Source organism: Burkholderia sp. BCC1977, assembly GCF_905339595.1.
In the GTDB taxonomy this organism is placed as follows: domain Bacteria; phylum Pseudomonadota; class Gammaproteobacteria; order Burkholderiales; family Burkholderiaceae; genus Burkholderia.
Genome location: NZ_CAJPGQ010000011.1, coordinates 1 through 26,152, shown reverse-complemented (window position 1 = coordinate 26,152; position 26,152 = coordinate 1). Strand labels below are relative to the sequence as shown.

The following is a 26,152-nucleotide window of genomic DNA, read 5'->3' as shown; positions in this document are numbered from 1 at the left end:
AACCGATCGATCGCCATGAAACCGCTCGCCCTGCTCCGCACCGTTCCGTCCCGCGCCGATCTCGTCCCTATCGTTGCAACGCTCGCCGCCGCGGCCGCGCTCGTCACCGTGTCGGCGTGGGCCGTGCGCGCGCTGACCGCGGCCGCTGCACCGGTTGCCGCACCCGCGCCGCCCGCACCCATCGACGTCACGGCCGGCGCACGACTCTTCGGCGCGAAACCCGACGACGGCCGCGACGCGATCCAGCTGCTCGGCGTGCTCGCGTTCGATGCCCGCCGTGCGGCCGCGATCGTCAGCGTCGGCGGCGATGCGTCGCGCGTCGTGTCGCTCGGTGCCGCGATCGGCGAAGCCGCGAAACTCGCCGAGGTGCGCGCGCGCTCGATCGTCGTCGATCGCAACGGCCTGCAACGCGAGATCGCGCTGCCCGCCGCCGAGAAGGCCAACGCGTTCGTGCGCTGAGCCGCGCATCACTGCACCATGTTGTTCAGCTCGATGATCGGCATCATCACGGCCAGCACGATCACGAGCACCACGCCGCCCATCGCGAGGATCAGCAGCGGTTCGAGCAGGCTCGTGAGAAACATCGTGCGGCGCTCCAGCTCGCGCGACTCGCCTTCCGATGCGCGATCGAGCATCGTCGTCACGTCACCCGTCGCTTCGCCCGAACGGATCAGGTGCACGAGCACCGGCGGGAACGTCTTCGTATGGGCCAGCGCGCGCGACAGCGCTGAGCCTTCGCGCACGCGAACGATCGCGTCGTCGACGTTCGCGCGCATCGCGCGGTTCGACAGCGTCTCGCCGGCTGCCTGCAACGCGCGCAGGATCGGCACGCCGGCCGCCGTGAGAATGCCGAGCGTGCTCGCGAAGCGCACCGTGTTGTAGCCGCGCACCAGCTTGCCCGCGAGCGGCGCGCCCAGCAGCCACTGATCGAACCGCATGCGCGGCCCGTCGCGCGACAGCACCCTGCCGATCGCATAGCCGATCGCGATCGCCGCCGCGAGCGACGCCCACCACCAATGCCGCACGAAATCCGACAGCGCCATCATCACGACCGTCAGCGTCGGCAACTGCTGCTTCGTGCTGGTGAACACGTTCGCAACCTGCGGCACCACGTAGCTCAGCAGGAACGTGACGATGCCGAACGCGATCAGCGTGACGATCCCCGGGTAGGTGAACGCGAGCATGATTTTCTGCTTCAGCGCGTTGCTCTGTTCGATGTAGTCGGCGAGCCGCGACAGCACGACGCCGAGCTTGCCCGTGTGCTCGCCGGCCGCGACGAGCGCGCGGTAGATGTCGGGGAAGTCGCGCGGATGCTGGGTCAATGCGTTCGCGAACGAATGCCCGCCGACGACTTCCGCGCGGATCGACGCCATCAGTTCGCGCACGTATTCGCGTTCGGCCTGTTCGCTCAGCACCGACAGCGCTTCGTCGAGCGGCAGCCCCGCGACGAGCAGGCTCGCGAGCTGGCGCGTGATGATCGCCTGCTCGCGCTGCGACAGCTTGCGGCCGAGCGACAGACGCTGATGACGCTCGCCGTGCAGACGCTGCCCGGCCAGTTCGACGACGAGCGGCGTGAGGCCTTGCGTACGCAACTGGCTGCGACCGGAGCGTGCGCTGTCGGCTTCGAGCACGCCTTTCAGCGTGCGGCCGGTGGGATCGATCGCTTCGTAGCGGAATGCCGACATGCCGGGGTTCTCCTGTCACGTGCGCGACTGCTTCCTTCGATGGCTTCGCGCGGCGTGGCGGATGGAGTCGCCCGGGGAAGACTAAGGAGCGAACCGGCGCAAATTTGTGACGGATGTTGGGCTACCTTTTCGGGCGGGGCTTATTACCGCGGGATGTTTTCCATATCACGCAGAAACGATTTCATCCTTGATGGCACCGCCATCCGTTCAAACATTAATCGTTCGACAAAGATGGATTGAATTCGCCATTTTAAAAATACAATCGATTTCAACATGGCGACAAAAACATCAACCAATAGATGACGTTCGAAATGTTCCGTAGCATCCGCCACGAAACTGACTTGGAGTTGGGATAGTACGTTGCGACGGGTTCGGAAGCCCCATCCCAAGCACCTTCCAGAGCGCTCCACTATTCACCCAGGCGCCATCTCAACATCTGGAACGCCCGAATCGCACTGAATAACGATCGAATAGCCGCTTTACCCATTCCAATAACGCAATGGCTTGCTCGATCAAAATGTTACGCACCATTCGTTATGAAAAATTCACACGCGTCATTCGGATTTCCCCCTACATTTACCCGGCGGTCCACAAGTATTCCAACCGCAGTAGCAGGGGTTCCCGTTTATCTTCGTCCAAGGAAATTTCTCATGAAATCCAGCAAGCGCAAGATCTGTCAGGTCCTGGCTCTCGTCGTTTCGGGCATGGGCGCATCGCTCGCCATGGCCGCCGGCCCGGTGATTCAAGGCGGCGGCTCGTCGCTCGTCGCACCGACGCTCGGCACCGCTTCGCCGGCTGCCGGCGAATTCGGCCTGTACGGCACCGCCAGCGGCACGTTCACGTACTACTCGGTCGGCTCGGGTGCCGGCCAGAACGCGTTCCTGAACAACCAGCCGACGTACTTCGGTGCCGGCGTCACGGGCACGGTCCACTTCGCGAACAGCGATGCGGCGCTGACGACCGCGCAGGTCACCGCTTACAACAACACGGGCCGCGGCACGACGGACGGCCCGCTGATCCAGATCCCGTACATCGTGACGGCCATCACGGTGCCGGTCGTCAACGGCCCGACCGTGACGAGCACGACGACGCCGCAAACGACGCCGGGTCAGGCGCACAGCATCGCGCTGAACGACGACGACCTGTGCGGCATCTTCTCGGGCAAGCTCACGAACTGGAACCAGGTCACCAACCCGGAAACCGGCTCGGTCTACCCGCTCAACAAGGCGATCTCCGTCGTCTACCGTTCGGATAGCAGCGGCACGTCCGAACTGCTGACCCGCCACCTGCATGCCGTTTGCACGACGGCCAACACGAAGGCCGGCGTGACGTTCGTCGATTCGCTGACGTTCGCGAACACGACGGCATTCCCGTCCGGCGTGCCGGCGAACTTCGTCGCGGCTTCGGGCAGCGGCGGCGTGCGCGGTTCGCTCGCTTCGCTGTCGTCGGCCGGTACGGCTGCCGTCGCGTACCTGAGCCCGGACTACACGAACACGTTCCTCGCGTCGCAAAGCTCGGTCGTGACGTCGTCGGGCGCACTGCAACTGCCGATCGCCAGCCTGTACAACACGACGGACAAGAAGTACTACGCGCCGACGTATGCGAATGCCACGACGGCGCTCGGCACGATTTCGGCACCGTCGACCAAGGCCACCGCAGCAGATCCGACGCAGTGGGTGCCGGTCTCCGGTACGGCCTATACGGCCCTGGCCAATCCGTCTGCCGGTTATCCGGTTTCGGGCACGAGCCAGATCATCCTGAGCCAGTGCTATGCCGATGCCACGGCGGCATCGAATGTTCAGAGCTTCCTGAACAACCACTACACGAACGCCAGCTACGCATCGGTCGTGCACGGCAACGGCTTCGACACCGTTCCGTCGGGCTTCAAGACTGCGATCGTGGCCGACTTCCTGAGCAACACCAGCACTTACGGTCTGGACATCAACAACGCGAACAGCTGCCTCCAGTTCGTGGGTCGTTAATTCGAATCACGGTTGATTCGACGCGTCCTGTTGAAACCGCCTCGAGTATTCGAGGCGGTTTTTTTCAATGTCAAACGCGCCAGATCATCCCGAGCCGGTGCTACGCCGATCCGGTCGTGGCAGCGCATGTTCCGAACCCTCTGAACAACCACCATACAAACGCCAACTACGCATCAGTCATACACGGCAACGGCTTCGACACCGTTCCGTCAACCTTCAAGACCGCGATTTCAGCCGATTTCCTCAGTAATGCCAACGGGTACCCTATCGATATCGACAACCCGATCTGCACGCTCTGCTCCGTGCCGGTAATCGACAACAAGTTCGCCAACTCGCAGCAGTACAGCGCGCCGACTCATTCTGAATGCGCGGACCGAATCCGTCGAAAACCGAACGACACGGTAACCGCGATCGATCCTCCAGCAACAAACGCACACGACCCTGGCACTCGAAATACGCCCCGCTTCCAGCATGCAAAGCGGGGATTACATTTCCAACGCCCGGGTCGGAAATCGCCCGATCGACCCGCGGCTATCGCCCACAATCAGAACCGGTTCAACTTCCCGAGTTCGTCCTTGCCAAGCAACATCCGCTGGGTCGGCCCCGCCGCCCCGAACCCCAGCAGCGAAACCGAATTCGACGCATCGTAGCCGACCTGCTCCGACCTGCGACGCTTCGATCCACCGTCCGGGCCGTTGTCGCCGAAACCCTCGACCTGCACGCTGATCGTCCAGCGGCGCGGCGCGACACCCGACGCGTTGTTCTTCGCGATGTCCTGCGCAACCTGGCTCGCCGCCGATCCGGCCGCGCTTGCAGCCGTCAGCGCGCCGGTGTTCACCGCCTGCACGAGCGGAATACCGGTCGCCGTGCCCGTTACCTGGATGTTGTCGGCATTCACCACACGCAACGCGGCGACGTTCAGGTTGCCCGCACGAATGCCGGCGTCGCCTGCGTCGACCGTACCGCGCGGCGCGATCAGGTTGACCGTGCCGTTCGGCGCGCCCGGGATGCTCTGCAACGTCGCGATCCCCGCGCCCGTGACTTGTCCGCGCGAATCGACCGTGCAGTAGTGGTTGGCATCGCAAACATACTGCGGCGCCGGCGTGTCGGCCGATGTCTTGGCGCCCTTGCCCGCGTTGATGTCGCCGTTCGAGCTCCAGATCGTCATGTCGCCGCCCTGCTCGGTGAAAATCCGGCTTTGCGCGAGCAGCACGCTTTGATCGGTAAAGATATCGACGTTACCCTTCTCGAGCGTCAGGATCCCCATCGTGCCGGGGCCCGCTACGACCTTCCCGCTGCTGTCGACGATCTGCGGCGGCGCCGTCGTACTGCCGATGAGCGCTTGCCCGCCCGGCCCGAGGATCGTCACGTCGCCGCCTTGCTGCGTCTGGATCGTCGTGCTGCGAATGTCGAGATCGCCCGTGCTGACTGCCTTGTTCGCACCGTTTGAACCGCCGCCGAGATTGTTCGCCGTATAGCCGTACGAAGCCGGGAACAGCGTGTTGATCGCCTGGTAGCCTCGTGCGTACTGGCCGCGGTACGGGCTCGATGCATCGTTGAAATCCGCGCCCACTTGCGCGAGCACGCCGAACAGCACCTTTTCCGCGAAGCGTTGCTGTACATAAGACGGCAGCGCCTGGAATTGCCTCCACGCTTCGTCCGCCGTCAACTTGCCGACCTTCGCCTGCGCCTTGTCCTTGTCCACCTGCAAACCCGTATCGACACCGAGCCCCGCGTCGTACTGTTCCATGAACGCGATCAATGCCGGCGTCGCACTCGGCACGCCGGCAACCGCGCTGCCCGGCGCGATATAAGTCGAGATGAATCCCGGCACATCGACGCCCGGCCCGACGCCGAACATCACGTTGACGTTCGCGCTCTCGTGCGGCAGGTTCGGGTTGTTAGCGTTGCCGACTGCGTCGATGCCGGTGAAAATCCGCGAGAGCGATCCAGTCGCGTTCGCATTGAACAGTTCGGCCTGACTCGTCAGCGGGCCGATGTTGCGCCCGGCCTGCACGTCGAACCAACCGGGCCCGCCAACCGCCAACACGGGTACCGCACCGCCGCCGGTATTCGGAATCGGCGTGTCATAAATGTCTCGACCCGCCACGATGCGCGTGACATCCGAACCGCGCAGATTTTGCCCCCAGAACGCCAGGTTGACGATGTCCTGTCCGGTCTGAAGAAGCGCAGGCTTGTCGATCGACAGCGTGACGAGATTCCGGTAGAAGCCGTCGCTGCTGTCGGACGTGTCGACAGCGCCATTGACGATGCTTCCGTTCAGGCTGTAAATGCGCGCAGGCTGCGTGTCGCCATCATGAAGCGCAGTTGGCGCATGTGCAGCGAGCGTCGTATCCGTCAACGCCGGAATCGAGGCTTGCGGATTCGTCGGTGAAGGCATCAGCGACGGATCGGCGTCGGACATGCCGAACGTCGCGGGGAGAGTCGTGCCGGTCGTCGTGGTCGACACGTTGGACAGATTCACCGAATGGTTTGCAATCAGATTCAACTGGCCGACGGCCGACGGATAAAGCATGCCGCCCGATTCGACATTGATCCCGCCGTCAAATGCCGTCAGATTGACGCTGGCGGGCAGCACGCCATTCGCCCCGGCCAACATGCCGCCGAGCCCACCGAGCCGGACGTCGCCGGTCGTGGATAGCACATTGACCGCCGAAGTCGACGAATAGCCCTGCTTGTCGGGATACTGCCCGTAATTGAACAGATTGACGACACCAGTCGGCTGATCGCTGCTCTGCGTATAGCTCGACACATAGGACGGATTCAGTACCGCGCCAATATCCACGCCCTGGCGCGCCGTGACGTCGAATATCCCGTCCTGAGTCGCAAGTACGGTCGAAACCGCGAGCGGCGCCTTCGCGAGCGTCCATGACGTCGCGGCAATATCCGACCCGATGCTTCCGCCAGCCGATATCGTGCCCGCGCCCTTCGCGACGAAGTAGTCGCCGCTCAGAATGTCGCCGCCGGCGCGCACGGTCAGATTGCCACCGCCGACGGTGACCGGCTTGTTGTTTCCGTCCAGATACCATGTGGTCGGCAGCGATACGGCAAGGTCCGAAATGTTGCCGGCAGCACTGATCGACACGTTGCCGCCGACGCTCATCACGCCTTGGCCGAACACGCCGAAATCGATCGAGGAACGGGTCAACGGAACGAGTACGGTACCGTCGTTGAGGTTGGCGGTTGTTTCCGGCGTGACCTGCATCCACTGCCACCAGTACTGACCGATGCTGTTACCGGCCCCGCCTGTCACCGCACCTGTCGTGTCGATCGCGTTCTGGACGCCATTGATATTGCCCTGCACATGGATGGAGATATCACCCGCGGAATCCGGATTCACGGTCGGCGTAACCAGAATGTCTTGCCGACCGGACCCGCCACGCATTACCGCCGACGCAAGCCCCAACGCGGGCGAACCCTGCGCAGGCGCTCCCGCCGTGTACACGACGCCCGGTGCGGTGGGATCCGCCAGTGTGAAATCGCGGCCCGCCGCGATGTCGATGGATCCCGTGCCGGTGCGAATCGTGGTCGGTTGCAACAACGTCAATCCGTTTGAATCGACGTAGGCCGTGTGCTGGTTCAGCGTTACGTTGCCCGCCGACATGCCGCCAGTAACGAAGGCTGCAACGGGCTGCACCGCAAGCGGATTGGCACTTTCGGCATCGGCACCGCCCACGATGCGATACGACGAGCTTTGTCCCCCCAGCAACGCGGCAAAGCTGATCGGCAACGGATTGTCGGCAGTCGCTACATTGGCCGGGATATTCCCCGGCAATGCACCGATGTTGATGCCTGCCATCGGAATCGACAATGGCGCGGCGGGAGCATAGAAAAAATTATATGCGCCATTCGGCTTGATGATCGGCGAATTCGACGAAGCGATTCCGGACACCGTTCCCAGGTAATTGTTATAGACCGAGACATACGTCTCGTAGTCTGCCGGATTGGACGATAAAACGGGTGGCGGTGGCGTTCCGAATTTCGGAATGACTATCGATCCTTTAACCAATCCTGTAATCCCGATCTGACTATAATTCGAAAACCAGCTGTTGTATTCCGCAATATAGTCGTCGTAGGACGAAGCTCCCGAAAAGACAGGAGCGGGGGTGTGTAACGGTGCATAAGGCATGATGTGGAAAGCGTACTTTCCACTTGCCCAGTTCCCGTAATACGTCCCCCAGGCGCTACCGTACTGCAGATAGTCCGAATAATACTGAGCTGCCTGCTTCTGAAGCGGCGCACTCAGTGCGTAATTCGGATCATGCAGCGGATTCGTCGAATCGGTTCCGATCGAAGTCAGCGGCTGGCTCGATCCATCGACGAATTGCACGGTGATCGATGCCGGATCATCCAGCGACACCAAGCTGTCATATAAAGCCAGCGCCGCCGCATACGTCCCCGTCGCCGACGCATTCCCCGCCGCTCCCAGAATCGTCGCGACCTGATTCTGGAAAAACCCGTCCGTGATACTCGCTTCCGCATCGAAATTGCCCGCCGCCCGGAACGTCAGCATCGGCGCGATCGTCCCGTTGTAGCGATACGCAGGCACGATCGTCCCGTTGTTGTTCGGCAGCCCCGCACCGAGATTCCAGTTCGACAGGATCGAGATGTTCCCGCCGTTGATCGCCGTGCTCGGGTTGTCGAATTCGATCCCCGGCGCCACGCGGAAATTCGCGATGCCCGCCGTCGATCCCTGCTGCAGCCTCGGTCCATTTGTACCGAGACCGCTCTGAATGAAACCCATCAGCGTGCCGGGCGTCATCGACAGCGTGTTGTCGCTCGCCTTGACGATCTGGCCACCGTAGAACGTCTGATGATCGGCATTCGCGGTCGTCGGCACGAAATACGTGCTGCTCATCCCCGGAAATTCGATCGCCGTCACGCCCGAATTCAGCGAAGCAAGATCCTGATCGCTGCCCGTCAGCGTCACCTGCGCGCCCGTCGCATTGTTGATCAGCGTACCGCCGCCGTCGCCGCTCGCATCGGGCGTGAACGTAAACGTCGGCGCATTCGCGCCCTGCGCGGTAAACGTGCCCGCCAGCAAATGCCCCTTGCTGTCGTACCAGCCCGCCGGATCGACGATGCCGTCGAAGTGCTGCGCGCCCGACGTCGTATCGGTCGTGCTCCACACCGCAAACGCCTCGAGCGTCGTCGCGCGCGAACCGACGATCCCCTTGCCGTCGTTGAACGCATTCGGCAGCTGAACGCCGACGCTGCCGTCCGCGAGCAGCGGAGCACGGAAATTCACCGTGCCGCCGGACAACCCGCCGGCCGTTCCACCCGATACGTCGATCAGCGCATTCGCGCCGACACGGATCATTCCGGAGTGCGACAAATCGATGTTCTCGTAACCGTAGGTCGCGTTGTACGGATTCGCGACGCCCGGATCGAACACCGCGCTCGTGCCGATGTTCACCTTGCCGCCGCGTTGCGTCGGGTCGGAGCCGCGCGCGAGCAGCGTGCCTTCCACGTCGACGCCGCTGCGCCCGTACAGGTCGATCTGCCCGCCCGCCTTGCCCGACGCGTCGATCGTCCCCAGCACGTTCACGTTGCCGTTCGCCGTATCCGATGCATTGCCCGCACCGCCGTCGGCCGTCAGCGACACCGAGCGCGCGGTCAGCGCATTGCCGGCCGACAGCGTCAGGTTGCCCGACTTCGTATGCACCGCAATCGACTGGTTCACGCCGCTCGATGCCAGCGTCCCGGCGAGCGCGTCGAGATCGGCCGCGCCGGCCGTGTCGAGCGACAGCGAGCCGCCCGCATAACCGTTCGCCGCGCCGCCCTTGATCGTGCCGCCGAGATTCACGCCCTGCCTCGGCGCCGACAGCGTCAGGCTGCCCGCCGCGCCGCCGCCCTTCGCGCCCGAGAAATCGAGCGTCGTGCCCGGCTGCACGTCGACGGTGCCCGCGTCGGCGGTCAGGACGATCGAGCCGGCCGGCGCATATTGCGTCACGTCGAAGAACTGCTTCGACACGCCCGCGGCGCTGACCGTCGCACCGCTGCCGATCGTCAGGTTGCCGCTCGTCGCCTCGAGGCTCACGTTGCCGGCCGGCGCGGCGATCGTCGCGCCGTTGTCGGCCAGCGTGCCGCCGACGAAGTGCCACGCACCGCCCACCGCCGTTTTCGTCAGCGCGGTGCCCGCCGCGCCGTTCAGCGTCAGCGCACCGGTCGTCTGCACGTTCGACGCCGAACGCGTATCAGCGAGATACACCGGCGCATTGAGCGTCACCGGCAACGAACCGAAATCGAACGTCCCCGTGCCCTGCCCGACGATGCCGCCGCTCGCGCTCAGGTTCGCCGACGAGAAGCCGCCCAGCGTCTTCGTGCCGGTGCCGAAGTCGATCTCCTTCGCGTTGACCGTCAGCGTGCCGCTGCCCGTCGCGGCCGCGCCGTTGGGCGCGCCCGTCTCGTTCGTGAACGCGATCTGCTGCCCGTTCAGCGTCACGTGGCCGCCGTCGCTCGTGAACGTGCCCGCGCTCAGGTCGACGCTTTTGCCGAACGTCGCGTTCACGTCGCCGACGAAGCCGATCGCGCCGTAGCTGCGCAACGTGACGAGATCCGCGTTCGCGAACTGCGCGAGCCCGGCCGGATCGATCACGAAGCCCGGCAGGCTCGCGGCGGCCGCGCCGCTGCCGTTGGTGAACGTGATCGCCGAACCGTCCGCCGTGATCGCCTTGGCCGACAGCATCGCGCCCGGATCGACCTTCAGGTCGCCCGACGAATCGAGCAGCAGCGCCTGGCCGCCCGACAGCGTCGCGCCCGCGCCGACCGTCAGCAGCCCGGTGCCCGTGCCGCCCGTACGCGTGAGCGGCGCCATCGCGCCGTTCGACACGCGCAGCAGCGCGCCGTCGCCGGCGATCGCGATCGGTTGATCCTTCGCGGCCGGATAGTCGCCGGCCGCCGCGATCGACGCGCCTGCGTCGACGCGCAGGCCGTTCGCCGCGTTCGCGTCCGTGCCGCTTGCGTCGGTCTTGGTCACGAGCAGGATCTCGGGGCCCTTCAGCGACGTGTTCGCATCGTTCGACACCACCACGCTGTTCGCGATCGGCGTGATCGTCACGCCCTTCGTCGTCGCGGCGCGCGTGCCGCCGATCAGCAGGCTGCCGGCGTTCAGCGAATCGAGCGCATCGCTGCCGATCTGCAGATAGCCGGGCAGCGCCGCGCTGCCGTTGCCGGTGATCTGGATGTCCTGCGACGCGACGTCGACCTCCGCCGGCGCGCCGCCCGCACCGGCCGCCGCGTTCAGCGTCGCACCGAGCGTCAGCGCCTTCGTCGCGGCCAGCACGAGCTGGCCGCCGTCCACCGGCAGCGGCGGCGTCACGTTGCCCTGCTTCGCGGCCTGTGCGGCGAAGAAGTCGTTCGCGCCCTTCAGCGTGTACTGCGAGTATTGCTGCCACACCGCGCCCGACTGCACGTTGAAGAGCGTCGGCGTCGCGCTGCGGCCGCCGGTCACCGCATCGGCGAAGTAGCCGGCCGTCGTCACGGTGCCGTCCGGCAGCACCTGCGACGCGCCCGGAATGACATTGCCGCCCGTGCTCGACACCGTGACGCGATACGCACCCGGCAGCGTTGCGTACTTGCCCGGCAGCAGCGTGTAATAGCCGGCCGCGAGGCCCGGCACGCCGGACAGGTACACGGCCTTGCCGACTGCGTCGTTGATCCCGGCCTGGCCGACGCCGAGCGTCGCGGTCGTGGTGGTCGCCGTGCCGTTGGCGGCGACGGCCGGCTGCAAGGTCTGTGCGAATAGCGGATCGTACGCGGCGACCGGCGATTGCTTGCCCGGCACGATTGCGTAGACGTTCCCGGCGCCCGTATTGACCGGCAGCGCCGTCGCACCCTGGCCGTTCGCGTAGCTCACGTTGTATTGCGACAGCACGTCGCGCGTGCCGCCCGTGCCCGGCACCCATTCGGCCGCCTGCAGGTCACCGCCGCCGGACAGGTCGATCGTCGCACCCTGGTTCAGCGCGACGCGGGTGCCGTTCACGCCGATGTACTTGGCGGGCGGCGCATTCAGGTCGGACGCCGTCGTGCCCGCGAGCGGATTGAACTGCCATTCGACGCCGTCGACCGTCGTGCCGTACGGAATGATCGATCCGCCGTTCGAGACCGACGTCACGCTGCCATTCGCGAACGTCACCGAATCGGTCGCGACGAGTGGCAGATTCGGCAGGTTGCCGAACTGCTTCCGCGTCGCGCTGCTGGTCGGATCGCCGACGCCGAACACGAGCGTGCCCGACGGCGCGCGCACGGTGCCGCCCTGCACGATGTTCGTCGCGTCGACGAGCAGCGTGCCGCCGGCCGACAGCGGCGTGCCGGACGCGCCGGTCGTGCCGAACGTGACGGTGGTCGGTGCAAGGTTGCCCGTGACCGGGTCGGCTGGGCCGACCGCGTCGATGATGAACGTGCTGCCGGTGGCCGGATACAGGCTGGCCGCGTTGAACGTCACGTTGCCCGGCGTGTAGAGCACGCCCGGCAGCAGTGCATTCCCCGTCTGCGACACACTGGTCGAGCTCAGACGGATATCGCCGCGGCTGTTCAGGTTCGCTCGACCGAAGTTGTTGAACTGAAACTGATTGCGCAGATCGAGAAACGACGCATTCACGTTCAGCGTCGCGTCGGAAAGCGTCGCGACCGGCGCGAACGCGGGCGTTGACGACGTCGCCGTCGGGCCCGCCAGCACGACATAGGGCGCCTTGATCGTCACCTTCGTGCCGAGCGGATGGGCCGGCGGCTGCGACAGCAGGGTGTCGAGCACGGAATTGCCGCCGGTCGGCCGGGCCGGCGTCGACAGCAGCGTCGACAGCTGGTCCATGCCGATTGCGGCGATGCGTCCGGTATTCAGCGTCACCGACTCGGGCAGCGCGAGGTTCACGTTGCCGGCAAATGCGATGGTCGGTACCGGCGCCGGAATCGGGGATGGCGTGCTGTCGCCCAGCACGAGATTCGCGATCCCCGAACCGTTCAGGCGATCGGCGGCGAACTGGATCACGCCGGTCGGCTGGCCGATCGGCTGCCCGGTGGTGGGATCGATCGGCGTCGGGAAATCCTCGCCCGGCGCGAGCCCGGCGGGCAGGAACGTGCCGCTCTGCCGGACGACGAGCGCGGTCGCACCGGACGAACTGCTGTTCTGATGCGGCAGGATCGTCAGCGTGCCGCCGCGCGCCTGCGATGCGCCACCGTGGCCGGCGAGCGTCCCGTCCGCGAAAAGGCCGTATGCGGCCGACAGCGTGATCGAACCGGCATCGCTCCAGACCGGCTGTGACGCATAGGTGCCGTTTGCCTGCAACTGGTCGAAATGCGCCGACGCGCCCGATACGTCGATCTTCGAGCCGGCTTGCGCGACCACATAGCCCGAATCGCTCGACAACGTCACCGCCCCGCCCGGCAAGACCTTGCCGGTATTCGGCGCGACCGTCGTAGCGCCGATCCTGACCGGCGCGGCAAGCGGATTGGCCAGCGCGACACCGGCCACGTCGAGCGTCGCATCGGCACCCAGCCAGACCGACCGGCTGTTGCTCGGGGTGAAGATATCGGCTTGCCCGGGCTGCACGAACGGGCCGCCGCTCGTATCCGCGCTCAGCGTGATCGCCCCTCCCGGCGCGAACACCGAACCGAGCACCGTCACCTGCTGCGGTGAACCGAAGCCGATGCTCGCACCTGCATCCGCGTGAATCGACGCGCCCGACGACAGCGTCACCGCACCGGTCACGCCGGAATAGGACGGTGGCGGGCCATCCGTTCCGGTCAGCCACGTCAGGGAGTTGCCGCCCGTCAACGCGAGGTTCGTCGGTTGCCGGTGATAGGCATCCAGTTGACCGATCGTCGTCAGGCCCGCCGACGACAAGTTCGCCCCCGAAGCGGTTTGCTGAAGCGCCAAAGCGTCCGGAATACGGTTCAGTTGCGTCAGCGCAACCGTCGCGCCCGGCGCGATGGTCGCGTCGTAGTACGCGTTCAGCACGTACTTGCCGAAGCCCTGCTGCGAGAAAAAACTCTCGGGCAGGTAGACGTCCCACGGCGATGCGGCCGACCGGTCGCCGCCGATCCGGAAGCCGAGCGCCTCCAGTGTCAGCGTGCCGCCACCCGAAAAACCGTCGCTCAGGATCGTGCCGCCCATCGCGATCGTGCCTGCGGTCGGCTGCGTGGCCGGCAAGGGCACACCGCCGTCACGCGTGTGACCGAACTGCTTCGTCGCGCCGGATGCGGCATAGGTCTGCAACGCAACACTGCCGCCCCGCCCGACCGGCACACCGTTCTGCATCAGCAATTGGCCGTTCGCGAGCATTTCCCCACCGCTCGACACATCGAGCACGCTGCCCGGCTGCAGCAGGATCGACCCGGTCGCATCCACGGCGCTGCCGTCCACGAAGGTCGCACTCTGCGTCGCCGACAACGAAATGCTGCCGCCGTTGATGAACTGGCTGTTGCCGGGCGTCGTGCCCGGCGCCGCCTGCACGTCGTTGTTCACCCACTGCCCGGCCGCGCTGAGCGCGCCCTGCGGCCCGACGACGACATTGCCGCCGCTCGTGACGGAAATCGAACCGGACGGCACCGACAGCCGCCCCGCGATATTCACGTCGGCGCCGACCGCCGCGCTGTTGAGCGAAACGGAGCCGCCCGGCTGCAGGCTCAGCTGCGTGCCCTGCGCCACCTCGATGCCCTTGCCGGCGTTCTTGTCCCCGGTCACGTTCAGGTTCGCGAAGCCGCCGTTGTTCAGCGTCGCCACGGGCACGACCTGCGTCGCCAGCAGATTGTTCGGATCGCGGGCATCCGGCGCCGGCGAAGCCGTCTTGTCGAGCGGCGTGTCGATCGAGAACCCCGGCATCAACGCGCCGAGCTGCGGCGCGTCGTCCTGCAGGATCACGAGGCCCGGGGTCCCGGTGATCGTGAGTGTCGTGTTGGCCGCACTGTTCCACGTCATCCCGGCCAGCGCGCTGCCGGCCAGCTTCGGATCCGCGCCGAGGTTGAACGTGCCGCCCGACGGCAGGCTGTTGCCCTGCATCTGCTTCGCGCCGCCGAACGCCTGCGCGCTGATGTCGCCATCGAGCACCAGCGCCTGCGACGCGAACAGGTCGAGCGTGCCCGCATTGCCGCCGACGATGTAGTCGGCCTGATACGTGCCGCCCGTCTGCAGCGGGTTGTACCAGGACTTCGTCACGCCCCAGCGCGGATGGTTCTCGACGAACTGCCCGGCGATGCCGACATAGTTGTCGTACGGACTCGCCTGCCCGATCGGCACGATCGCGCCGTTGGCGTCGACGAGCCGCGTCGTGTTGACCATCCCGCCGTTGTAATGCACGTATCCGCCGTTCAGGTTCATCGACGAACCCGCCGCGGTCATCACCTCGTTACCCGACAGCGTGATGGTGCCGCCGTTGGTCAGCAACTGATCGACGGTACGCGGAATCAGGTTCACGTAGCCCGACAGGTTCAGGATCGGGCTGCCGACCCACTGCACGCCGTCGCCGCGCGTGCCCGTCAGCGTGCTGTCGACGACGACGCCTTTCAGCCCGAACAGGAAACTGTTGCGCAGCAGCGGCGAATCGGCCAGCTCGTTCTGGCCGATCCGGTCGATGGTCAGCAGCGTCTGCGAGATCGGCGCCTGCACGTCGGCCAGCCCCGACACGTCGATCGTCGCGCCGTCGTCGACGTAGATCCGGCCCGGCACCGCGGTCTGGCCGGACGCCTGGTTCGGCACGACCGACGGCGCATAGGCCGTCACCGACACGGTCGAGCCCGGCGCCTCGATCAGCGAGCCGCCCTGGAACCACACCGAGCCGGCCGTCATCGCGATGCCGCCGGGCGTGAAGGTCGTGCCCGGCGTCGATGTCGCGGTCTGGCCGTTGTTGTCCGGCAGCACCGTCGTCACCGATCCCGGGCCGAAGCTCAGCAGGCCGGCGCGATTGACGTTGTCGGCCCCGCCGGTTCCGCCCGAGACCGGCGTCGAGCCGGTGTACGGATTGCCCAGCGGATTGTTCGATGCATACTCGTCCGCCGTCGAGATCGTGATCGTGCCCGGCGTGTTCACGCTCGTCGTGACGCCCACCACGCCGTTCTGCGCGACGCGGCTGCCGAGCAGGTTCACGTTGCCGCGCGCGGCCTGGACGATGCCGGTGTTGGTCAGGGTGCCGGCCGGCGTGACGTCGATCGTGCTGCCGGTCTGCAGGTCCGTCGTGACGATCTGCCCGCTCAACTCCGGCAGCAGCACCTGCGGATTGGCCGTCGCCCCGGTTCCGTTGGGTCGCAGGCTCACGCCCACGCCCGCTGCAAGCACCACCTGCCCCGAGGTCGCCGCAATGCTGCCCGCGTTCGTCACGTTCGGCGCCGCGACCAGCACGAATCCGCCGTCGCTCGCCGTGCCGTTGGTGTGCGTCGTGATCGATGCACCCTGCTCGATCGTGACGTCGCCCGGCGCCTGGTACGTGCCGGACAGCTGCACCGGGCTCCCCAGCCCCAGCACCTCGTTCGGGCGCCCGACCGCGCCCGCGACCCCGCCCGAACTCCCCGACTGCGGATAGGCCAGCCCGCCCGTCGTCCCCGCCGGCAGGCTCAGGAACTGCTGATTGCTCGCGACGATGCCGTCCGCGGTCGGCACGAGCTGGTTCTTCATGTCGAGCAGGTTCAGCGACGACGCGACCAGCGAATGCACGTTGACCTGCGACCCGGCGCCGAACAGCACGCCGTTGCGGTTGATCACGTACACGGCGCCCTGCGCGGTGATGTTGCCGAGCACCTGGCTCGGCCGCCCGCTCGGATCGTTGATCCGGTTCAGCACCGCCCAGTTGTTCGCGCCGTTCGTCTGCGTGCCGCCCGACTGGTCGAAATTCAGCGTCGTCTGGCGGCCGACGTTCATCGTCTCCCACGTCAGCACCGCGTTCTGCCCGGTCTGCTTGACGTCGACGTTCACGTGCCCGTTCGCGTCGACGTTCTGCGTCGGCGCGTTCGCGTTGAACCACAGCACCGGGTTGTTCGTATCGCTCGTCGCGCCGGCCGCCACCTGCAGCCCGCCCGGCGCCAGCCCGTTCGGCACGCTCGACGGCAGCTTCGCCGCCGCCGCGGCCGCGTTCTGCTGCGCGGCGATCTGGGCGGCGATCGCGTGCGCGGCGTAACCGAGATTGCGGATCGACGGCTGGCTCGCCTGCGCCGCCTGCTGCGGCGACACGCCGAGGTTCGGCATGCCGGGCACGCCGGCACCGCCCGTGCCGCCGCCCGATGCGCGCGCGGTGGCCGCACCGAGGTTCATGATGCCGGCCGCGTGCGCGTGCGCGGACGCACCCGCCAGCAGCATCAGCGCGACGGCCCGCACCAGCGGCCGCGGTTCCGATTTCAGGACCGAGCGCGACCCGGTCGCGTCAGGTTGTCGTGCCGTGCGTGCGCGTGCTGCCATTCTTCACCCCGAATCCTATGAAATGGCGCTCGGCGACGATCGCGCCGGAAACGACGCCGATCCGTTGCCGCGCCTGGTCGTTGCGCGTGGGCCGAGACCCGGCCACGGGAATCCCGAAAACATACGAAGGGCCGATGGCAGCGACATGGCGGGTGTTACGGACCATTCCGGCCGCGCACGAATGGTCCGTAGCTTTTGTCACAGTCGGCCGGTCGCGGCGGCACCCGTGCCGCCGCCCGCATGCGCGCGCACGCGGGCGGCCAGCGCATCGGCCACGCGTTCGACCAGCGTCGGCCAGTCGCCCGGCAACCGCTGCCGGAACAGCGTCGCGCGCGGATACCACGGGCTGTCGTCGCGCTCGAGCAGCCAGCGCCAGTCGGGCACGCGCGGCAGCAGCACCCACACCGGCCGCCCGAGCGCACCGGCCAGGTGCACGACCGACGTATCGACGGCGATCACGAGGTCCAGCGCGTCGACGAGTGCGGCCGTTTCCGCGAAATCGGTCAATGCGCCTTCGAACGACAGCACGCCGCTGGCCGCGAACGCCTCGGCGTCGCGCGCACGCACGCCGACCTGCAGGCTGACGAACGTCGCGTCGAGCGCAACGAGCGGTGCCAGCGCCGCGAACGTCATCGACCGGTTCTCGTCGTTCGCGTGATGCGGATTGCCGGACCACGCGAGCCCCACGCGCAAGCGCCGCGACGGCGTGGCCGCGTCGAGCCTTGCGAGCCACGCGGCGCGCCGTGGCGGGTCGGCATGCAGGTACGGCACGTCGGCCGGCACCGTGTCGAGCGTCGTGCGGAACGCGAACGGCAGGCTCATCATCGGGCAATGCAGGTCGAACGCCGGCGCGGGTTGTCCGTCGGCGACGACGCGGCTCACGCCGCGCAGCGTGCCGAGCAGTTCGGCCAGCGCGGCCGGCGCATCGATCACCACCGTCGCGCCGCGCTCGTGCGCGAGGCTCGCGTAGCGGCAGAACTGCAGCGTGTCGCCGAAACCCTGCTCCGCATGCAGCAGCAGCGTGCGGCCCGCGAGCGGTTCGTCGCCGGTCCATTGCAGCCGGTCCGCATGACGCCGGTGCAGCATCACGTCGGCCGCATCCCAGCGCGCCTCGTGCTGCCGCCAGCCCGCGTCGAAGTCGCCCGTCGCCAGACGGCAGAACGCCTCGGAGCGGCGCGCGATGCCGTGATTCGGGTCGTGCCGGCAGGCCAGCGCGAAATCGTCGAGCGCGGCCGCGTAATCGCCGAGTTGCTGACGTGCGACCGCGCGCGTGTAGATCTCCTGCGCGGTGCGGCCGGGCGCGGCGGCGGCGGCCGCGTAGCTCGCGAGCGCATCGTCGTAACGGCCGAGCAGTTGCTGCGCGATCGCACGGTTGCACAGCACTTCCGCATGCGGGCCGCGCGCGGCGAGTGCGCGGTCGTAATCCGCGAGTGCGTCGTCGTACGCGCCGAGCGCCCGCAGCGCGCCCGCGCGATTGCGCAGCGCGTCGAAATCGGCCGGCGCGCGCGCGAGCGCTTCGCCGTATGCGCGCACGGCTTCGTCGTGACGCCTCAGCCCGAGCAGCGCGTTGCCGCGGCCGATCCATGCGCCGACGCTGTCACGGTCGAGCGCAAGCAGGCGGTCGGCACGCTTCAGCAATTCATCGCGCAGATGCAGCAGGTCGAGTGCGACGCAACTGACGAACAACAGTTGCGCGTCGTTCGGCGCGCGGGCCAGCGCTTCGTCGACGCACGCGAGCGCTTCGGCCGGGCGCCCCAGTTCGATCAACGCATAGCCGCACGCGTAGACGAGCTCGGGGGTCTTGCCGCGCACCACCATCGCGAGCCGGAAACAATGCACGGCCTCGTCGCCGCGCCCGAGCGCGCGCAACGCATGGCCGCGTTCCGCGAGCGCGCGCGCGTCGTTCGAGTCGATCCGCAGCGCACGCTCGATGCTGATCAATGCGTCGGCAGGCCGGCCCATCGCGCGCAGCGCCTCGGCGCGACGCACCCACGCCACGGCGCGCCCCGGCTCGCGCGTCAGCGCGAGATCGTACGCGTCGACCGCTTCGCCATGGCGACCGAGCGCGTGCAGCGCGTCGCCGCGCGCCGCATGCGCCGGCGCATGGCCGGGATCGCGCGCAAGCGCCTGCGCCGCCGCGTCGAGCGCCTCGCGATGCCGGCCCGTGCCGGTCAGCGCCGCCGCATGGTTCGCGAAATTCCACGGCTGGTTCAGCCCGAACCGCATCGATCGCGCAATCAGCGGCGCCGCGCGCGACGTGTCGCCGCGCTCCAGATGCACGACGCCGAGCAGGTGCAGCGCCTCGACGTGATCCGGCATCATCGCCAGCACGCCTTCGTAGAGCCGCCCCGCGCCGGCGAAATCGCGCTGCTCCAGCTTCGCGCGTGCCTGCCGCAGCGCATCCTCGACGGCGGCACGCAGCGGCGACGCCTGCACGGTGCTCATCGCGACGCGCCCGCCACGAGCGCCGGCAACGCGTCGCGCACCCGCTCGACGACCGCCGCCCACTGGCCGCCGTGCGGCTGGCGGAACAGCGTCGCGCCCGGATACCACGGGCTGTCGTCGCGATCGAGCAGCCAGCGGAAATCCGGCGTGTGCGGCAGCAGCACGGCGAGCGGGCGACCGAGCGCGCCGGCCAGGTGCGCGACCGACGTATCGACGCTGATCACCACGTCCATCGCGTCGACCAGCGCGGCCGTCTCGGCGAAATCAGTCAGTTGATCGCCGACGAAGCGGATCGGGCTCGCCTGCAGCGCCGCCCGATCGTCGTCGCGGACCACCTTCTGCACGCTGATCCACTCGTAGCGGTCGTCGAGCAGCGGCAGCAGGTCGGTCAGCGTCATCGAACGGTTGCGGTCGTTCAGGTGCAGCGGGTTGCCGGTCCAGACGACGCCGATGCGCGGCCGGCCCGCCGCGCCGAGACGCGTGCGCCAGCGTTCGACCCGCTCCGGGTCGGCACGCAGGTACGGCGCGCCCGCCGGAATCGACGACAGATCCGTCCGGAATTCGAGCGGCAGGCTCAGCAGCGGGCAATGCAGGTCGAACGGCGGCAGCGGCTCGCCGCGCGCGACGAGCACGTCGACGCCGTCGAGCGTCGCGAACAGCGATTTCAATTCGACGGGCGCCTCCAGCACGACCCGCGCGCCGAGCGCCTTCACCAGCGGCACATAGCGGCAGAACTGCAGCGTGTCGCCGAGCCCCTGTTCCGGATACAGCAGGATCGTGCGACCGTCGAGCGGCGTCCCGCGGGTCCAGCGCGGCTGCGCGAAATCGCGCCGGCTGCCGTCGAGCTGGCTGTCGCGCCAACGCCATTCGTACTCGGCCCAGCCGGCCTCGAAATCGCCGGTCGACAGGCACAGGAAGGCGCGCATGCAGTGCGCGGGCGCATCGTCCGGATCGATGTCGAGCACGCGCGCATACGCGTGCAGCGCTTCCTCGTGCCGGCGCAGCGCGCGCAACGCGTTGCCGTGATGGAAGTGCGCAAGCTTGTCGAGCGGCGTCGTCGCGATCACGCGCGCGAGATCGTCGAGCGCGTCGTCGTAACGATGCGTTTCGAGCCGGACACGGGCACGCGTGAACGACGCCGGCGTGCACCGCGCGTCGATCGCCAGCGCCCGGTCGCACATCGTGTGCGCGTCGTCGTGGCGATCGACCCGCATCAGCGCGCTTGCGAAGTTGCACAGCACGGCGGTGCTGTCCGGCTCGGCGTCGAGCGCGCGCGCATAGCTGTCCACCGCATCCGCGTAGCGTCCGAGCTGGCTCGCCGCATTGCCGCGATTCGCGAGCGCGCGTGCGTGACGCGGATCGATCGCGATCGCGCGGTCGCAGCGCAGCAGCGCTTCATCGTGCCGGCCGAGTTGTTCGAGCGCGATCGAACTGTTGAAGATCGCATCGACGAAGGTCGGGCTCGCCGCGATCGCCGCATTGAAATCCGCCAGCGCGCGCTCGGGATCGTGCAGGTCCAGATAGGCGACGCCGCGCAGAAACAACACTTCGGCACTGCCCGGTGTCAGCGCGAGCGCATGGTCGTAGCTGTCCGCCGCATCGCGGAAACGGCCCAGCTCGCGCAGCGCGAGACCGCGCGCGCGCATCGCATCGAACGAACGGCCCGCGAGCGCGACCGCGCGGTCGCAGTCGGCCAGTGCGGCGTCGTGGCGGCCGAGCGCGCGCTGCAGGTCGCTGCGCTTCACGTAGCCGTCGGCAAAGCCCGGCGTCAGTTCGAGCAGCCGATCGTAGGCCGTGCATGCGTCGTCGTGTCGCCCGAGTTGCGCGAGCAGGCCGGCCCGCTGGAACAGCGCGCGCTGATGCGCGGGGTTGATCGCGAGCGCCTCGTCGAGCCGCGCGAGCGCATCGTGCGGGCGGCCGAGCCCGGCCAGCACCGCCGAGTAGTTCGCGAGCGCGAGCGGCACCGGCTGGCGCTCGATCGAGCGCCGCATCAGCGGCTCGGCATCGTCGAGCCGTCCTTGCTGGAACCGCAACGCGCCGAGCAGGTGCAGCGCTTCCGGATGGTCGGGATCGAGCGCGAGCAATTCGGCATACGCGTGCTCCGCATGCTGCAGCGCGCCGTCGCGGTGCGCGATGCGCGCGCGGGCGAGCAGCCGCTCGAGTTGCGCGGCGTCGGGCGGACGGCGATCCGGCGATCGTGGCGCGGCCGGCGCGCTCGCGAGTGTCGTCCCTTCCCCGTTCAATGTCATCGTGTGGCCCCTGGCTGGTCGTTCTGGTTCGTTTCGTCGTGCCTAACGCGTCATCGCCCCGATCGCATCGCGCACCGCGTCGATCACGGCGGCCCAGTGTCCCGGCGACGACTGGCGGAACAGCCGCGCGGCCGGATACCAGGGGCTGTCGCCGCGGACCCGCATCCAGCGCCATTCCGGCGGATCGGGCAGCAGCACCCAGACCGGACGGCCGAGCGCACCCGCGAGATGCGCGACCGCGGAATCGACCGCGATCACGAGATCCAGCGCGCCGATCAGCGCGGCCGTATCCGCGAAATCGCCGAGTGCGTCGTCGACGCGGCGCAGCGGCGACTCCGCCAGCTGCCCGATGTCGCGTTCACGGACCGGCTTCTGCAGGCTGATCCAGTCGACGTCGAGATCGAACAGCGGCGCGAACCGTGCCAGATCGATCGACCGGTTGTGGTCGTTGCGGTGTTCCGGATTGCCGGCCCAGGCGAGCCCGATCCGCGGTCGGCGCCGTGCGCCGAGCAGCGCGTCCCATTCGCGCGTGCGGCGCGGGTCGGCATGCAGATACGCGGTGGCGCGGGGAATCGTGTGCGCATCGGTGCGAAATGCGTGCGGCAGGCTCGGCAGCGGCACGTGACAGTCGAACTCGGGTAGCGGCTCGCCGCGCGCGATCACCGCGGCCGTGCCGTCCAACGACGCCATCAGCGCACGCAACGGCGGCTGCACCTCGAGCACGACGCGTGCGCCGCGCGCGGCGACGAGCGGCACGTAGCGGCAGAATTGCAGCGTGTCGCCGAAGCCCTGCTCCGCGTGAACCAGGATCGTCCTGCCGGCGAGCGGTTCGTCGCCGCGCCACGACGGTTGCGTCAACGGACGCACCTGCCGCGCGAGTTGCGCGTCGCGCAGCCGCCATTCGTACGCGGGCCAGCCGCGTGCAAAATCCCCTTCGATCAGATGCAGCGCTGCGCGAGCGACGTGTGCGTCGACGTAATCGGGACGCAGCGCGAGCGCGCGATCGTAGGCGGCGAGCGCGTCGTCCGCCTGAGCCAGGTCGGCATGCAGGTTGCCGCGATTGAGCCAGTTCGTCGCGTGCTCGGGGCGCAACGCGAGCGCACGATCGAGCGACGCGCTCGCTTCGTCGAAGCGGTGCAGGTCCTGCAGCACGCTGCTGCGGTTGGTCCAGGCTTCGGCGAAACGTGCGTCGAGCGCAAGCGCCGCATCGTAGCTCGACAGCGCTTCGTCGAAGCGCTTCTGGTGGCGCAGAGCGGTGCCGCGATTGCACAGGGTGTCGGCGGACTGCGGCTCGATGGCAAGCGCACGCGCATAGCTGTCGAGCGCGTCGTCGTAGCGGCGCAGTTGCAGCAGCGCGTTGCCGCGGCTCGCGAGCGCGCGCACATGGTGCGGGTCGAGCGCCAGCACGCGTTCGCAGCGGACGAGCGCTTCGTCCGCGCGACCGAGCCGTTCGAGCGCGACCGCGCTGTTGTAGAGCGCATCGAGCCGTGCCGGATCGGCTGCGATCGCGTCGTTGAAGGCGGCGAGCCCTTCGTTCACGCGGCCAAGATCGACGAGCGCGCAGCCGCGCTCGGCCTGGATCGTGGCCACGCCGGGCCGAAGCGCGTTCGCACGGTCGAAGCAGTGCAGCGCGTCGGCCGGCCGCTGCAGCTCGCGCAGCACGAGCCCACGGTTGAACCACGATTCGCACGATTGCGGGTCGACCATCAGCGCGCGGTCGTAGGTGTCGAGCGCTTCGTCGAAGCGGCCGAGCGCCCGCAGCGCACCGCCGCGATTGCACAGCGCATCGAGCACGAGCGGCGACACCGCCAGTGCGCGGTCGAACGACGCGAGCGCGTCGTCGTAGCGGCGCAGCCCGATCAATGTGTTGCCGCGGCGCACGAACGTCTGCACGTCGTCGGGCGCCGCACGCAGCGCCGCCGCGAAATGGTCGAGCGCCTCGTCGACGCGTCCGCCTTCGCCGACGATCGCGCCGAGATCCGACAACGCCCGCGCGCTCGCGTCGATCGCGATCGACTGGCGCAGCAACGCTTCGGCCTGATCGGCCGCGCCGCGCTGGAACTGCAGCACGCCGTACAGGTGCAGCGCCTGCGGATGATCCGGCTCGTTCGCGAGCACCGCGAGATAGTCGCGTGCCGCGTCGTCGAAGCGCCCCGCGCCATGCCATTGCTGCGCACGGCCCAGGATCGCCGCCGATTGCCGTTGCCCGGACGCGCCGTTCCCCGACGCGCCCGCGTGTGCATCATGCCGGTGCTCGACCGTCACGTTCGCCCCCTTCCCGTTTGCCGATGCCGCCGCTGAACGGGCCGAAGCGGCCGGTCGCGGCGGTCATGCTCGGCACGAGACTAACGGACGCCCAATAACAGACGTATGACGAAAGTTACGGACCATTTTGCCGAGCCGGCGAAACGCCTGTCTCGCCGAGGCCGGGCCGGTGCGCGGGCCTCGGCCGCCGCCGTCACTGGCCGATCGGGATCGTCCGCACGTATTCGACCGCCGGCGCGCCGACCGTGACCGCGAACCGCACACCGCGCGGCAACGGCATCCCGAGCGACGTCGAATTGCTGACGCCGTGCTGCGCGAGAAACTGCGCATACGCCTGCTCGATCGCGGCCTGGCTGGTCGTCCACCCACCGGGCGGAATCCACACCGCCAGCTGCATCGACCGCGCATCGCCGCTCACGACCACCTGCGCGAAATCGTCCATGTGCCGGAGCGCCTCCTCGACCTCGGCCAGCGACGCGAGCGGCTGCGACGCACTGCGCACGAGCTCGCGCCCCGTCAACCGGTAACGCACGACCTGCACGTGCGCCGGCCCGCCGCCGACGCCGAGGCGGCGCACCATCACGAGTTCGTTCGGCCGGATCCGCAGCGGCGGCCCGAACACCTCGTCGGCCGTCACGAGGTTCATCAGGTCGAACTGCAACTGGGAAAAATAGCGGCCGAGCAGACGCGTTTGCGCCAGATTCGACGCGATATCGTCGCGGCCGCGGATCGTCGCGTCGAGACCGCGCCACGACAGCAGCGCGATCACGGCCAGCAGCGCGATCGCGACCAGCATCTCGATCAGCGTGAAGCCCCGCGCGCGCGCCGCCGCGCGCCGATCAGCGCCGCGCTTCATTCTGGATCACCGTCACGACTTCGGCGAGCACGGTACGGCTCGATGCCGACGGATAGACGCTGACCGTCACGCGCCGCACGAGCGGGCTCGGCAGCGCGGCCACGGACTGCCGGCACACGAAGCGGTAGCGCCCCTGCGGGCACGCGAACGTCTGCGTGCCCGCGTCCGGCCAGGTCGACGCGATACGGATTTCGCCGAGCGCGTTGTCGGCGCTCCAGAGCGCGAGCAGGCGCATGCGCGCCGTATCGGTGTCCGACGCGAGCGCGCCGATCGCACGCATCACGGCGCCGAGCGCGACCGCGACGATCGCCAGCGCGATCAGCACCTCGATCAGCGTGAAGCCCCGTAGCGGCGCCCGTGCGGCGCGGTGAGTGTCGGTTCTGTCGTCGCACATGGCCTGCGTTCTTGTCGATGAGTCGTCGCCGGGCGTCGCGCGCCGATCGCTCGGAGCATCGTGCATCGTCGGCACGACGGACGCCGCGCATGCACGTTAAGTGGCGCGTATGGCAGATGCGTGTCGAAAGGTACGGACCATTTGGCACGGTCGACGCGCGGCGCGTTCGTGCCGGTGCGCGCGTGCCGGTGCGTCATACGATGCGTGACGTGCGACAGCGGAGCGAGGGAAACGAGGGAAAACGGGGGGAAGCGGAAAGGAAGCGGAAAAGCGACCGGCAATGAACGACCGCGCCGATCCGCGAATGGAATCGGCGCGACGCGACGTCAGGCCGTCACGGCGTCGTCATACTCGGCACGGGCAAGCTGGCCGGCGGCGTACGCGTCGGCTTCGCCGCGAAAGCCGTCCGTGCTGAATGCGACGACTTTCACACCGACGCCGGACGCTCGCTTCACCGTCAGCGCCCATTGCCATCCGCCGTCTTGTTCGAAGACGTGCAGCGAGGGTTCGAGGGATGAGTCCAGTACGGTCACGGGTTTTGCTCCGGCCCTGCGCGTCGCATCGGCGGCGCGTCGGGCATGTCGAAAAGGTGCGCCGGCTCGCGGCGCGTTTCAGCCATTCGACAGTCTAGTCAAGGAATGTTGCGACGCACCATCAGGGCTTACACCTGCCTATCGGAACCGGACGGTCGATGAAATCCACCTGAAACCCATATGGTACGGGCCTCACAGGCAGATTCCCTGAGCACGGTACACCACCCGTGCGTCAACGTGCCGCATGGACGACCGATTGCCCGGATTGGATGAAAAACGGGTCGCGACCCCGTGCAGCCGAGCCGAGCCGAGCCGAGCCGAGCCGAGCCGAGCCGAGC

Annotated in this window: 10 protein-coding genes; 2 read left to right on the top strand and 8 right to left on the bottom strand. The window is 67.8% G+C overall.

What is annotated here, in order from left to right; translation table 11 throughout:
* Positions 1–15: 15 nt before the first annotated feature.
* A complete protein-coding gene (locus U5771_RS11810; RefSeq protein WP_322024133.1) occupies positions 16–459 on the top strand; it encodes a hypothetical protein in 444 nt (147 codons plus the stop codon).
* Positions 460–467: 8 nt separating this feature from the next.
* Here the strand turns inward: U5771_RS11810 and gspF are convergent, their stop codons facing one another.
* The gene (gene gspF, locus U5771_RS11805) at positions 468–1,685 is read right to left on the bottom strand and encodes a type II secretion system inner membrane protein GspF (protein WP_321897381.1); all 1,218 of its coding nucleotides are present in this window, start codon (positions 1,683–1,685) and stop codon (positions 468–470) included.
* 650 nt (positions 1,686–2,335) lie between these two features.
* Between gspF and U5771_RS11800 the strand changes: the two genes are divergently transcribed.
* The gene (locus U5771_RS11800; RefSeq protein ID WP_321897382.1) at positions 2,336–3,667 is read left to right on the top strand and encodes a substrate-binding domain-containing protein; all 1,332 of its coding nucleotides are present in this window, start codon (positions 2,336–2,338) and stop codon (positions 3,665–3,667) included.
* A 544-nt stretch (positions 3,668–4,211) separates the two neighbouring features.
* Here U5771_RS11800 and U5771_RS11795 read toward each other — a convergent pair.
* The 7 genes from U5771_RS11795 to U5771_RS11765 all read right to left on the bottom strand — a co-directional run bounded on the left by U5771_RS11795 (position 4,212) and on the right by U5771_RS11765 (position 25,814).
* Positions 4,212–16,973 carry a filamentous haemagglutinin family protein gene (locus U5771_RS11795; protein WP_322024265.1) on the bottom strand — a complete coding sequence of 4,254 codons (12,762 nt, stop codon included), beginning with the start codon at positions 16,971–16,973 and terminating at the stop codon, positions 4,212–4,214.
* A 297-nt stretch (positions 16,974–17,270) separates the two neighbouring features.
* Positions 17,271–19,517: a tetratricopeptide repeat protein gene (locus U5771_RS11790; RefSeq protein WP_322024132.1), complete on the bottom strand. Its 2,247-nt coding sequence runs from the start codon at positions 19,515–19,517 to the stop codon at positions 17,271–17,273.
* Positions 19,514–21,766 carry a tetratricopeptide repeat protein gene (locus tag U5771_RS11785; protein WP_322024131.1) on the bottom strand — a complete coding sequence of 751 codons (2,253 nt, stop codon included), beginning with the start codon at positions 21,764–21,766 and terminating at the stop codon, positions 19,514–19,516. Before U5771_RS11785 ends, U5771_RS11790 begins: the two co-directional genes overlap by 4 nt.
* A gap of 42 nt (positions 21,767–21,808) precedes the next feature.
* Complete coding sequence (locus U5771_RS11780; RefSeq protein WP_322024130.1) at positions 21,809–24,031, bottom strand: tetratricopeptide repeat protein; 2,223 nt, start codon at positions 24,029–24,031, stop codon at positions 21,809–21,811.
* 193 nt (positions 24,032–24,224) lie between these two features.
* Positions 24,225–24,887, bottom strand: coding sequence for a type II secretion system protein J (locus tag U5771_RS11775; protein ID WP_322024129.1), 663 nt, complete (start codon positions 24,885–24,887; stop codon positions 24,225–24,227).
* On the bottom strand, positions 24,871–25,281 hold the full coding sequence (gene gspI, locus U5771_RS11770) for a type II secretion system minor pseudopilin GspI (RefSeq protein WP_322024128.1): 411 nt from the start codon (positions 25,279–25,281) through the stop codon (positions 24,871–24,873). Before gspI ends, U5771_RS11775 begins: the two co-directional genes overlap by 17 nt.
* Positions 25,282–25,607: 326 nt before the next feature.
* Positions 25,608–25,814: a hypothetical protein gene (locus U5771_RS11765; RefSeq protein WP_014898921.1), complete on the bottom strand. Its 207-nt coding sequence runs from the start codon at positions 25,812–25,814 to the stop codon at positions 25,608–25,610.
* Positions 25,815–26,152: the final 338 nt, after the last annotated feature.